8 protein-coding genes are annotated in these 13,452 nt (G+C 63.9%); 3 read left to right on the top strand and 5 right to left on the bottom strand.

Annotated features, from left to right (window positions below; all coding sequences use genetic code 11):
• Positions 1-53 precede the first annotated feature (53 nt).
• From AC1DPF_RS15025 to AC1DPF_RS15035, 3 genes are all read left to right on the top strand, one after another.
• Positions 54-1,931 (top strand): CHASE3 domain-containing protein, encoded by a 1,878-nt coding sequence (locus AC1DPF_RS15025; protein ID WP_477872249.1) that lies wholly within the window; start codon positions 54-56, stop codon positions 1,929-1,931.
• An 80-nt stretch (positions 1,932-2,011) separates the two neighbouring features.
• The gene (locus AC1DPF_RS15030; protein WP_477872247.1) at positions 2,012-2,644 is read left to right on the top strand and encodes a DedA family protein; all 633 of its coding nucleotides are present in this window, start codon (positions 2,012-2,014) and stop codon (positions 2,642-2,644) included.
• The gene (locus AC1DPF_RS15035) at positions 2,641-3,798 is read left to right on the top strand and encodes an aminotransferase (protein ID WP_477962167.1); all 1,158 of its coding nucleotides are present in this window, start codon (positions 2,641-2,643) and stop codon (positions 3,796-3,798) included. The genes AC1DPF_RS15030 and AC1DPF_RS15035 overlap by 4 nt, the downstream gene beginning before the upstream one ends.
• Positions 3,799-4,014: 216 nt before the next feature.
• Here AC1DPF_RS15035 and AC1DPF_RS15040 read toward each other — a convergent pair whose 3' ends face one another.
• From AC1DPF_RS15040 to AC1DPF_RS15060, 5 genes are all read right to left on the bottom strand, one after another.
• Positions 4,015-5,325, bottom strand: a complete 1,311-nt coding sequence (locus AC1DPF_RS15040) for a DEAD/DEAH box helicase (protein ID WP_477872243.1) — start codon at positions 5,323-5,325, stop codon at positions 4,015-4,017.
• A gap of 390 nt (positions 5,326-5,715) precedes the next feature.
• Positions 5,716-6,387 carry a glutathione S-transferase family protein gene (locus AC1DPF_RS15045; protein WP_477872241.1) on the bottom strand — a complete coding sequence of 224 codons (672 nt, stop codon included), beginning with the start codon at positions 6,385-6,387 and terminating at the stop codon, positions 5,716-5,718.
• 161 nt (positions 6,388-6,548) lie between these two features.
• On the bottom strand, positions 6,549-11,087 hold the full coding sequence (gene gltB / locus AC1DPF_RS15050) for a glutamate synthase large subunit (protein WP_477962169.1): 4,539 nt from the start codon (positions 11,085-11,087) through the stop codon (positions 6,549-6,551).
• Positions 11,084-11,836: a DUF2059 domain-containing protein gene (locus AC1DPF_RS15055; protein ID WP_477872237.1), complete on the bottom strand. Its 753-nt coding sequence runs from the start codon at positions 11,834-11,836 to the stop codon at positions 11,084-11,086. The genes gltB and AC1DPF_RS15055 overlap by 4 nt, the downstream gene beginning before the upstream one ends.
• Complete coding sequence (locus tag AC1DPF_RS15060) at positions 11,836-13,278, bottom strand: NAD(P)-dependent oxidoreductase (protein WP_477962171.1); 1,443 nt, start codon at positions 13,276-13,278, stop codon at positions 11,836-11,838. Before AC1DPF_RS15060 ends, AC1DPF_RS15055 begins: the two co-directional genes overlap by 1 nt.
• Positions 13,279-13,452: the final 174 nt, after the last annotated feature.

Raw genomic sequence — 13,452 nt, forward strand, 5'->3', positions numbered from 1 at the left:
GGGAGCCGGCCATTTTCTCTTGCGACCGTCCCACAGACGCCTAATAAATCCGCATGGGGGTCGTCAGGCATCGCATTCCGTTCCTGGCCGTGGTCGGTCTGGCGGTCGCCATGCTGGCTGTCATCGCGGCCCTGTTTCTGACGCGCGAGCAGAGCCGATCGGGAGAATGGGCGGCACATTCGCTCCGTGTCGAAGTCCAGCTTACCGAACTTACCGATCATGTCCGCGCGATCGAATCCGATCATCGCGGCTATGTGCTGACCCGCGATCGGCGCATGAAGGCCCAGCTGGTCCAGCTGGCAAGCGAACTTGGTCCGGCAGTAGACCGGCTGCAGCAGGAGATCCGCGACAATCCAACGCAGCTCGCCAATATTGCTCCTCTCCGCAAGACGCTCAATGCCAAGGTGGCTTTTGCCATGCGCGGCGTGGCCGCCGTCGACGCTGGCGAACTGCAGGATGAAGTCGCCCGGATCGAGTCCGGCGAAGGCTTCCGGCGCATGCAGGCGGCGCTCCGCGTGATAAACCGCATGATCAAGGAAGAGGAAAAGCTGCTATCCGAACGGCAGCGTAGCGCCGAATTGCTGGTGCGGATCCTGGGCGGGACGCTGGTCGCCACGGTGCTGGTCGTGCTGCTGGTCGCTTCGATCATCATCACCGACAGCGGAAAGCGCGAAGGCGAGCTTCTGGCGGCGCGTGACGAAGCGATCGGCGCCGAGCGGAAGCTGCGCGATCAGATGGCGGCGCGCGAGAACGCCGAGGAGCAAATTCGCCAGATGCAGAAGATCGAGTCGATCGGGCAGCTGACCGGCGGAATCGCGCATGATTTCAACAATATGCTCGCCATCGTGATCGGTAGCCTCGATCTTGCCAAGCGACGCCTCAACGATCCCGAACGGCTCGAGCGCAATATCGACGCTGCCTATGAGGGTGCCGAGCGCGCCGCCTCATTGACTGCACGGCTGCTCGCTTTTTCCCGGCAGCAACCGCTCGCGCCGCTGACGCTCGACGTCAACAAGCTGGTTGCCGGCATGTCCGAACTGCTGCAGCGGACGCTCGGCGAGGAATATATGATAGAAACCGTCCTCGCCGGCGGACTGTGGCGAACCTTCGCCGACCCCGGCCAGCTGGAAAATGCAATCCTCAACCTGGGCGTCAACGCGCGCGATGCGATGGCCGGCGGCGGGCGTGTGACGATCGAAACGGCGAACGCCTATCTCGATGACGAATATGCCAGCACCCGCGGCGGTGTCGTAGCAGGTCAATATGTGATGCTCAGCGTCACCGACTCCGGAACCGGCATGACTCCCGAGGTAGCGGCCCGCGCGTTCGATCCCTTCTTCACAACCAAACCCGTCGGCAAGGGCACCGGCCTCGGCCTAAGCCAGATTTTCGGGTTCATGAAGCAGACCGGCGGCCATGCCGCGATCTATTCCGAACCCGGACAGGGCACCACGGTAAAGCTGTATCTGCCTCGCCATCATGGCGAGGCCGTCACCCCGCTGGACCGCCTGAGCCATGACAAGACAGCCGTGCCGCAGGCGCGGCGGGGCGAGGTGATCCTGGTCGTCGAGGACGAGCAGCGGGTCCGCCACTTCTCCGTCGATGCCCTACGCGACCTTGGCTATCTCGTAGTCTCGGCCGCCAATGGCACCGAAGCGCTGGAGGCGCTCGCCGAACAGCCGACCATCGACATGCTCTTCACCGATATCGTGATGCCCGAGATGAACGGCCGCAAACTCGCCGACAATGCGCTGGCGATGCGCCCGGACCTGAAAATCCTGTTCACGACCGGCTATACCAGAAATGCCGTCGTTCATAATGGCATGCTCGATGCCGGCGTGGCCTTTCTGCCCAAGCCCTTCAGCGTAACCCAGCTGGGCGTCAAGATACGCCAGGTGCTCGACAATGGCGGCGCGAACCGGCCGGTGTAACTCCTGATACCGTCCGATCCGCCTCCTGTGCCGGACGACCAGTCTTGTGCGGGTGGACACCCCCCTCTATCCGTCGACGCATGTTCCACAAAATTATCGCCGCGCTCGCCGGCTTCATCATCGCGGTGATTTCCAGCGGCGGCTATGGCGGAATCGTCATCCTGATGGCGATCGAGAGCGCCTGCATCCCGTTGCCGTCGGAGATTATCATGCCGTTCGCCGGCTATCTGGTGTCGACCGGGCAATTCAATCTCTATTTGGCGGCGACCGCCGGTGCGATCGGCTGCAACCTCGGATCGATCTTCGCCTATGAGCTGGGAAAGCGTGGGGGGCGGGCCGTTGTCGACCGCTGGGGCCGCTATGTGCTGATGAGCCATGCCGATCTCGATCGCGCCGAGCGCTTCTTCGTGCGCTGGGGCGACCTGACCGTGCTGATCTGCCGGCTGCTGCCGGCCGTGCGTTCGTTCATCGCCTTTCCGGCGGGCGTGGCGCGCATGCCGTTGCTGCGCTTTCATGTCTATACATTTGCCGGATCCTGGCCGTGGTGCTTCGGTCTCGCCTGGGTGGGCATGAAGCTGGGCGACCAGTGGCGAACCGATCCGCGACTGAGCGGCCTGCTCCACAAGCTCGACATAGTGATCGTCGGTGCGATCGTCGCCGCCGCGATCTGGTTCATTTGGCACCGGCTGAAGAGGCCGGCCCCCAGCGCATGAACCCCGTCTACGCCGCGCTGCCGACCACCATCTTCGAGAAGATGTCGGCAATCGCGCGCGAAACCGGCGCGATCAATCTCGGCCAGGGCTTTCCCGACGCGCCGGGCCCGGACGATATCCGCCGGGCAGCCGCCGACGCGCTGTTCGAGCGATCCAATCAATATCCGCCGATGCTCGGCATAGCCGAGCTGCGCCAGGCCATCTCCGATCATTATCGCATGCGCCACGGTCTCGACCTCGACTGGCATTCGGAGGTTGTAGTCACGTCCGGCGCGACCGAGGCGATCTCGGCGGCGATTCTGAGCCTGATCTCGCCGGGCGACGAGGTGGTGCTGATCCAGCCGCTCTACGACGCTTATATGCCGATGGTCCGGCGCGCGGGCGGAATCCCCCGGCTGGTGAACCTCGAACCGCCGTTGTGGACGCTGGATGCGCCAGCCCTCGATGCGGTGATGGGGCCGCAAACGCGGCTGATCATCTTCAACAATCCGGCCAACCCCACCGGCAGGATGTACGATCGCGCCACGCTCGAGCTGATTGCGGAACGCTGCATCCGGCACGAGGTGATCGCGCTATGCGACGAGGTGTGGGAGCATGTCATCTTCGACACGGAGCATATCCCCCTGATCACCCTGCCCGGCATGCGCAACCGCACCGTGAAGATCGGATCGGCCGGCAAGATCTTCGCGCTCACCGGCTGGAAAGTCGGCTGGATGGTCTCGGGAAAGGCGCTCGCCCGCCAGGTTGCCAAGGCCCACCAGTTCATGACCTTCACCACGCCGCCCAATCTGCAATGGGCGGTGGCGCAGGGGCTGGGAAAGCCCGCATCCTGGTTCGAGGAAATGCGCGCGGGCTTTGCGCGGTCACGTTCAAGACTGGTCGCGGGACTGGAGGCCGCGGGCTATGCGGTCCTGCCGAGCCAGGCGACGTGGTTCGTGTCGGTCGATCTGGCGGCATCCGGGATCGCGATGGACGACGCGGACTTTGCCGATCTCATGGCGCTCGCAGGCGGGGTAGTGACGATACCCGTATCGGCGTTCTTCGAGGAGACCCCGGTCCGCAACATCCTGCGGCTATGCTACTGCAAGGACGATGCGACGCTGGACGAAGCAGTGACGCGACTGGCGGCTATGCGGACGAGATTGGTGCCCTAGCCCTCTCCTCCGGGCTCCCGGATTAACACTTCGCCGCTCGCACGAAGAGATCGTTCGAACACAGGAACCTATCCAAGGCCGTCATTCCAGCGAAAGCTGGAATCTCTCTGCGCCAACTTGTTCAGAAAAATGCCAAGAGAGATCCCAGCTTTCGCTGGGATGACGAACCTAAGGGAAGTGTTTTGGAAGTCGTAGCCCCGTAGGGGCAGGCTTGGACTACCGTGCGCTGAACCTGCGCACCGCACCCTTATGCGCACCCGGCGCGCCCTTGGGGCGGCTGAAGTGGCGCTTGGGCTGCGCTTCGCCGGAGCGGCCGCCACCGTCATGGCGACGACGGTCGCCCTGCGGCGACGGCGTGCTCGGCACGGGCTTAGGCAGCTTCGCCTTTTCGGCGATGAAGTTCTCGGGCAGCGGCTGGATATCGAGACTGATCTTGGTCAGCTTCTCGATCGCCTTGAGATAGGGCCGCTCGTCATCCGCCACGAACGCGATGGCGATGCCGGCGGCGCCGGCGCGCGCGGTGCGGCCGATGCGGTGGACATATTGCTCGGCGACATTCGGCAGTTCGTAGTTGAACACATGGCTGACGCCGCCGACATCGATACCGCGCGCGGCGATGTCGGTCGCAACCAGGATGCGGATGTCGCCCTTGCGGAACAGGCCCAGGGCGCGCTCACGCTGCGGCTGGCTCTTGTTGCCGTGAATGGCTTCCGCCTCGATGCCTGCGGCTCGCAGGTTCTTCACGATCCGGTCCGCGCCATGTTTGGTGCGCGAGAAGACCAGCGCACGATCGATCGGCTCCGAGCGGATGCGCAAGGTGAGCAGCGCCTGCTTCTCGGTGGGGTTGCAGAACGTCGCATATTGCTCGACGCGTTCCGCTGTCGTCGCGGCCGGAGCCACCGACACCTTCGCCGGATTGGTCAGGAAACGATCGCCAAGCTCTGCGATCGCCTTCGGCATCGTCGCCGAGAAGAACAGCGACTGGCGCTTCTTCGGCAGCAGCTGGTCGACGCGCTTGAGCGCATGGATGAAGCCGAGATCGAGCATCTGGTCGGCCTCGTCGAGCACGAAGATCTCGACGAACTTGAGGCTCAGCGCACGCTGATCGATCAAGTCGAGCAGGCGGCCCGGCGTGGCGACGAGAATATCGACGCCGCGCTGCAGCTGACGGATCTGCTTGTTGATCGGCACGCCGCCGAACACGGTGGCGACGCTCAGGCGCAGGAACTTGCCATATTGGACGAAGCTCTCGGCGATCTGGCTGGCCAGCTCGCGGGTCGGCGCGAGGACGAGCATGCGGCAACCCTGCGGCGGCGTATGCTTGAGGTTTTCAGACAGGTGGTGGATCGACGGCAGCGCGAAGGCCGCGGTCTTGCCGGTGCCGGTCTGCGCGATGCCGCAAAGGTCGCGGCCTTCCAGCAGCGCGGGAATGGCCTGCGCCTGGATCGGGGTAGGAATGTCATAGCCCTTGGCGGCAAGCGCGCGCTGCAGGGGCTCGATAAGACCGAGTTCGGAAAATTTGGTCACAAATGCACTTTCATAGTGCGGGCGCACGAACGGGCGTTCATGCGACAGCGGGTTCACATGACGACCCGCGTGAATTGGGAAGCCTCAGCTTGGTTTTGCGTCCTGCGGGCCCGAGCCGGCCTGTCCCTTGGAATGGACAGGAGATCACGCTGCTCATCGGCCAAATGCTGCAAAACAGCATCGACGCGAGTTGGGATATGATCCATGTTGGACCAGAATACAAGCCGAGCTGTACACGGCTATCCGAAAATGGCGGAATCTAGCCGCCTGTGTCCTAAGGGCATCAGATTCACGTCGGCACTGGCGACTTCGAGCGAGATCGAAACGGCGCTGCGCCGCAGCGCCTATGGTGGAAACGGCTGCCGACTTTGGCCGTCCATCCGGCGGTCTCTAGAAATCCGGCTTTTCATAATGTTCGGGCGGACCRACCAATTCCATCCGGTCGGCCAGAATGACCCGCAGCGAACGGCGGGATTTCATGCCTGAATACCACTGCTTGGTCTCATCATGACCGCGCCAGTCAATACCGCCGAGATAGTCCGCCACCGAGATGTGGGCCGCGCAGGCAAGATCGGCGAGGCTGAGCAGCGGCCCCCCGATCCAGCGGCGGCTACCGACGAGATAATCGACATAGTCTAGGTGATCGTTGACCGCCTTCATCGCCTGGCGCAGCACGCCTGCGTCTGGCGGAGCACGGTGGACGATGCGCTTCAAGGCGCGTTCGTACAGCAGCGGCCCGACGACATCCCCATAAAATTTTTCGTCGAAATAGGCGACCAGCCTGCGGATCTCGCCACGCTGCGCGGCATTGCCGGGGATCATCGGCATAGGCTCGACGGTCTCCTCCAGATATTCGGAGATCGCGCAGCTGTGGATCAGCGTCGTGCCGAGCGCGGCATCGACGAGGACCGGGGTCTGGCCGACCGGATTGAGATCGAGGAACTCGTCGCGGCGCAGCCAGGGCGATTCGCGCACCAGATCATAGGGAACGCCCTTTTCCTCCATCTGGAGCCGGATCTTGCGGGAAAAGGGACATAGAGGAAATTGATAGAGCTGCCACATCGTGGCGCAACCTATCCGGCCAGGACAGACATGTCAGTAGCCGGACGCGAGAAAAATCGCGCTTTGCTTTTCCAGGGAGCCGGTGGGTGCGGCCGCCGCCCGCTCGACGACCGCATCCCACTCTTACATCCCTGCCCGAAGAGGAGGGAGGCCGCTTGTTTCTATTCCGCCGCCACGACCTGCGCTTCGGCATCGCTTAGCGGATAGTCCAGCCGGCTCACCATCTCCTTGGGGCAGACCTGCCAAATGTAATCGCGCCAGCGGTCCCAGTCGTCGAGCACGCTGTGCGCCCATTTGCTGTCGGTGCGCTCTGCATGTTCGGCGATCAGCGCCTTGCAGCGCATCTCCCAATGCATCGAAGCGAAGCGCTGCCAGAGAATGCTGTCCGGATTCGCGCGGCGCTCGAACTCACCATGCTCGTCGAGCACGAAAGCCATGCCGCCGGTCATGCCCGCGCCGAAATTCTCGCCAACCCGGCCCAGGATCACCGCGATGCCGCCGGTCATATATTCGCAGCCATTGGCGCCACAGCCTTCGACCACCACGGTCGCACCCGAGTTGCGGACCGCGAAGCGCTCGCCCGCCTGCCCCGCCGCGAACAGCTTGCCCGCCGTCGCACCGTACAGCACGGTGTTACCGATGATCGTATTCGACTTTGTCTCGAGCGGCGACGACACCATCGGCCGGACCGCGATGATCGCACCCGACAGCCCCTTGCCGACATAATCGTTGGCGTCGCCGAACACTTCGAGCGTTATGCCCTTGACCGCGAACGCGCCAAGCGACTGGCCTGCCGATCCGCGGAGCCGGATATGGACATGGCCGTCGGCGAGCGAGGACATGCCGAAACGCTGGGTGATCTCGGCCGAGAAGCGGGTGCCGACCGCGCGGTGGGTATTCCGCACCGTATAGGTGAGCTGCATCTTCTCGCGCCGCTCGAACACCGCCTTGGCATCCTGGATCATCTGCGCGTCGAGACTGTCCGGTACTTCGTTGCGGAAGGTCGGGATGTTGAAGCGGCGCTTGCCCTCCGGGGCATCGACCTTGGCGAGCACGGGGTTCAGATCGAGATCGTCGAGATGCTCGGCGCCGCGGCTGACCTGACGGAGCAGCTCGGTACGGCCGATGATGTCGTCGAGTGAGCGCACGCCGAGCTTGGCGAGAATCTCGCGGACTTCCTCGGCGATGAAGGTCATCAGGTTGATGACCTTCTCGGGCGTGCCGACGAACTTCTTGCGCAGCGACTCGTCCTGCGTGCAGACGCCGACCGGGCAGGTGTTCGAATGGCATTGGCGCACCATGATGCAGCCCATCGCCACCAGCGACAGCGTGCCGATTCCGAACTCCTCCGCCCCCAAGATCGCGGCGATGACGATGTCCCGCCCAGTCTTGAGGCCGCCGTCGGTGCGCAGCTTGACGCGGTGGCGCAGCCCGTTGAGCGTCAGCACCTGGTTGGTCTCCGACAGCCCCATTTCCCATGGCGTGCCGGCATATTTGACGGAAGTCTGCGGGCTGGCGCCGGTGCCACCGACATGGCCGGCAACGAGGATCACGTCGGCATGCGCCTTCGCGACGCCGGCCGCGACCGTGCCGATGCCGGCCGAGCTGACCAGCTTGACGCAGACCCGCGCGCGCGGATTGATCTGCTTCAGGTCGTAGATCAGCTGCGCCAGATCCTCGATCGAGTAGATATCGTGGTGCGGCGGCGGCGAGATCAGCATCACCCCGGGCGTCGAATGACGCAGCCGGGCGATCATCTCGGTCACCTTGAAGCCAGGCAGCTGCCCACCCTCGCCGGGCTTTGCACCCTGCGCGACCTTGATCTCGAGCTCCTCGGCCGCACCGAGATATTCCGCGGTGACGCCGAAGCGGCCCGACGCGACCTGCTTGATCACGGAGTTGGCGTTGTCGCCGTTCGCATAGGGCGTGTAGCGGCTCTTGTCCTCGCCGCCCTCGCCCGACACCGCCTTGGCGCCGATCCGGTTCATCGCGATCGCCAGCGTCTCATGCGCCTCGGGGCTCAGCGCACCCAGCGACATGCCGGGCGTTACGAAGCGCTTGCGGATCTCGGTGATCGGCTCGACCGAATCGATCGGAATCCCCTCGCGTGCCCAGTTGAACTCGAGCAGGTCGCGCAGATAGACCGGCGGCAGATCGCGCACGCCGCGCGCGAACTGCAGATAGGTCGAATAGCTGTCAGTCGCGACCGACGATTGCAGCAAGTGCATCAGCTGGGCGGTATAGGCGTGCACCTCCCCCCCTGCCCGCTGCTTGTAGAAGCCGCCGACCGGCAGCGACACGACGACATCGTCGAACGCAGCTTCGTGGCGAAGCATCAGGTTGTGCTGGAGCGAATTATAGCCCTCGCCCGAGATCTTCGCCGGCATGCCCGGGAAGAAATCGTTGACCAGGGCGCGGCTCAGCCCGACCGCCTCGAAATTATAGCCGCCGCGATAGCTGGAGATCACCGCGATGCCCATCTTCGACATGATCTTCAGCAGGCCGTCATCGATCGCCTTGCGGTGCCGCTTGAGGCATTCCGCGAGAGTGCGGTCGCCGAACAGCCCGCGCGCATGGCGGTCGACTATCGCCGCCTCGGCCAGATAAGCGTTAACCGTGGTCGCGCCGACCCCGATCAGCACCGCATAATAATGGGTGTCGAGGCATTCCGCCGAGCGCACATTGACCGACGCATAGGAGCGCAGCCCCTTGCGGACGAGGTGGGTGTGGACCGCGGCAGCGGCCAGCACCATCGCGATCGAAACGCGGTCGGCCCCGACATGCTCGTCGGTCAGGAACAGCTCGGCCTTGCCCTCGCGCACCGCGGTCTCGGCCTCGGCACGGACGCGGGTGATCGCCTGGCGCAGCGCGTCAGGGCCGCCATTCGCGTCGAAGGTGCAGTCGATCTCGGCGGCGGAACCGGCGAAATGCTCCTTGAGCGTATGCCAGTCGCGGCAGTGGAGCACCGGGCTTTCGAGCACCAGCACGTCGGCCTGCTGCCCCTCATTGTCGAGGATGTTGGCGAGGTTGCCGAAGCGGGTCTTCAGGCTCATCACCCGCGTCTCGCGCAAGCTGTCGATCGGCGGATTGGTGACCTGGCTGAAGTTCTGCCGGAAGAAGTGGCTGATCAGCCGGGGCTTGTCCGAGATCACCGCGAGCGGCGTGTCGTCGCCCATCGAGCCGATCGCTTCCTTGGCCTCCTCGATCTGCGGGCTCAGGATGAGTTCCATATCCTCCATGGTCTGCCCGGCGGCGACCTGGCGGCGCAGCAGTTCGGGCCGGGACCAGCGCGGGATCATGTCCTCGACCGGCGCCGGCAGATCCTTGAGCAGCCTGAAGCCCTTGACCCATTCGCCATAAGGCTGCTCGGCGGCGATCTTGTCCTTGATCTCGGCGTCGCCGTAGAGGCGGCCCTCCTCGAGGTCGATCGCGATCATCTGACCCGGGCCCATCCGGCCCTTGGCGATGATGGTGCTCTCAGGCACCACCACCATGCCGGTTTCAGAGCCGACGATCAGCAGATTATCGGCGGTCCGCGTGGTCCGTAGCGGACGCAGCGCATTGCGATCGACCCCGGCCACGACCCAGCGGCCGTCGGTCATCGCCAACGCGGCAGGTCCGTCCCAGGGCTCCATTACGGAACCGAAATAGCTGTACATCGCGCGGCGCGGCTCGGGTATGTCGCTGTTCTGCCACGCCTCGGGAACCAACATCAGCTTGGCGGTCGGCGCGTCGCGGCCCGAGCGGCAGATCGTCTCGAACACGGCGTCCAGCGCCGCGGTATCCGAAGCGCCGGCGGGGATCAGCGGCTTGATCTCGTCGGAGTGCTCCCCAAAGGCGAGCGACGCCATCTTGATCTCGTGGCTCTTCATCCAGTTCTTGTTGCCGCGGATCGTGTTGATCTCGCCATTGTGGGCCAGCGCACGGAACGGCTGGGCCAGCCACCATTGCGGGAAGGTGTTGGTCGAATAGCGTTGATGGAAGATCGCGACGCGGCTGACGAAGCGCTCGTCCTTCAGGTCGGGATAGAAAACCGACAGCTCCTCCGCGAGGAACAGCCCCTTGTAGATGATCGAGCGCGCCGACAGCGAGCAGATGTAGAAGCCCTGGATCTGCGCCTCGATGACCTTGCGCTCGATGCGCCGGCGGATCAGGTAGAGATTCTTCTCGAACTCCTCGAGCGACATCTCGTCCGGCATCGGCCCGGCGATCATGATCTGCTCGATCTCCGGTCGGGTGAGCTGCGCCTTCTCGCCGATCACCGACACGTCGACCGGCACCTGCCGCCAGCCATAGATGGTGTAGCCGAAATCGATGATCTCGCTCTCGACGATGGTGCGGCAGGTTTCCTGCGCGCCGAGATCGGTTCGCGGCAGGAACACCATGCCGACCGCCAGCCGGTTGGGCAGCGGCCGATGCCCGGCATATTCGATCGCGTCGTCGAAAAACCGGACCGGCAGATCGACATGGATGCCGGCGCCGTCGCCGGTCTTGCCGTCGGCATCGACCGCACCACGATGCCACACCGCCTTCAGCGCATCGATTGCCGCCGCAACGACACGGCGCGAGGGCTTGCCGTCGGTTGCGGCGACGAGGCCGACGCCGCACGCGTCACCCTCGAACTCGGGGCGATACATGCCTTCGCGGGCGAGGCGTTCGCGTTCCGACGCCATCCAATCGTTTTCGGTGGGATTGCTCATGGGGCGACCTTTCCTTCGGCGCGGTCCTTGAAATAGCCTTCGAAGAAAGCCTTCGTAACTGCCTCGATCTTCGCTTCGTTGTCGGGCGACGGCTCATTTCCCCAGTCCGCAGTGATCTCCGTGATCTCAGGCCGGATTGCCAGCATCTTGGGCGCTAACGGCGAGCTTTCGAGTCGTTGTATCTCCGCCTTATCGGCAGCACTCAGCTCGCTGCCGATTGAGCGAATGCCTACATCAACGCCGGACCGAAGACTCTCCGCGCTTATTTTGGCRTCAGGCGTCTGAATTGCCTCATTGAGAAGCCGCGTAAAATCACCACGCCTCCCGATGACTTCGATCATCCGCGTACCGGTCGGGCTGCGGTAGAAATTAAGCAATTCCCGTAGTTCGCTTTCGGTGAAAGACCGTGCGTAAACCGGTCCGATCCTTGCCCATAGCTCAGGCAGTTTTGGGATCACCGCATCGATGATCAATGGGGACAGCTTTGCGATATACGCTGCCGAGATGCCAGAAAAGCGAGACTCCAGCTCGACGAAATCCGGATTTGCGGCAAATTGCTTTGGTAAGGTTTCACCCAATAGCTTGTTCAACTGCGTCCGCGTCAGCGCTTCGCTATTTGTAACCTGCGCAATCTGATAGCCGAGCGCGACGGCCTCAGCCGACGGCTTGGCAGCAGCGCTCGGAGGCTGCGCGATCAACGGCGTGCTCAACATACTCAATAGCGTGATCGCCAGCAGGATAGCACGCATCACGCCGCCACCTTCTGAGCCTTGGCTTTCGTCTTGAGGTAAAGATGCATCCGCTCGGCGACATCGCGGCCGTCGCGGATCGCCCAGACCACCAGGCTCGCGCCGCGGACGATGTCGCCGGCGGCGAACACGCCGTCGATCGACGTCTGCATCGACTTGTGATCGACCCGCAGCGTACCCCAACGGGTCACCGACAGCTCAGAGGAGCCGAAGGCGCCGGGTAGATCCTCGGGATCGAAGCCGAGCGCCTTGATCACCAGATTGGCGTCGATGCGGAATTCGCTCCCGGGATCGGGTTCGGGGCTCCGCCGGCCCGAAACATCGGGATCGCCAAGCCGCATCCTGATCGCACGCACGCCACTGACGCCGTCAGTGCCTTCGAATGCCTCGGGTGCGGACAGCCAGACGAACTCGACGCCCTCTTCCTCGGCATTTTTCGTCTCACGCTGAGAGCCGGGCATGTTCGCGCGATCGCGGCGGTAGAGGCATTTGACCGACGCGGCACCCTGTCGCACCGCAGTCCGAACACAATCCATCGCGGTGTCGCCGCCACCGATAACGACGACATTCTTGCCCTTCGCGTCGAGCGAGCCGTCGTCGAACGAAGGCACGGCATCGCCGAAGCTCTTGCGGTTCGAGGCGGTGAGATAGTCGAGCGCCTCGACCACCCCCGCCGCACCGACGCCGGGTGCCTTGATCGCACGCGGCTTGTAGACGCCGGTGGCGATCAGCAGCGCATCGTGGCGACCGCGCAATTCGGCGAGCGAAGCGTCGGGGCCGACCTCGAAGCCTTCATGGAAGATGATACCGGCGTCCTTCAGCCGCTGAACGCGGCGCATGACAATCGGCTTTTCGAGCTTGAAGCCTGGGATGCCATAGGTGAGCAGGCCGCCGGCGCGATCATGCCGGTCATAGACATGCACCTCGTAACCGCGTGCGCGCATCAGCTCGGCAGTCGTAAGGCCCGCTGGGCCGGCACCGATCACACCGACCGATTGGCCGCGCGCAGGGCCAACCGCCACCGGCTCCACCCAGCCATTTTCCCAGGCGGTGTCGGTGATATATTTCTCGACCGAGCCGATCGTGACCGCGCCATGCCCCGAAAACTCGATGACGCAATTGCCTTCGCACAGCCGGTCCTGCGGGCAGATGCGGCCACAGATTTCCGGCATGGTCGAGGTGGCGTTCGAAAGTTCATAAGCCTCGCGCAGCCGCCCCTCGGTCGTGAGCCGCAGCCAATCGGGGATATGGTTGTGGAGCGGGCAATGCGTCGCGCAATAGGGCACGCCGCATTGCGAGCAGCGCGATGCCTGTTCCTCGGCTTGAGGCGGAGCATATTTCGGGGCGATCTCGGCGAAATCGGCCACACGCGCATCGGCGGCACGTTTTGGCGGGAAGGCCTGCCCCACGCCCACGAACTTCAGCATCGGATCGTCTGCCATCGAACTGCCCCGCCAGAGCCGCCGCCGCAGCCGGAAGCGCGCGCGCATCCGTCGGGACGTTACAGCTCTCCCTACCGTTGGGACCTGCATCTGCCATGAGTGCCGGCTATCCGATCACATCTGCCATGGCGATAAAGGCCTGCCGTCTCCTTGTCATGGAAACAGGACCGAGTC

Source organism: Rhizorhabdus sp. P4_G6 (assembly GCF_056401045.1).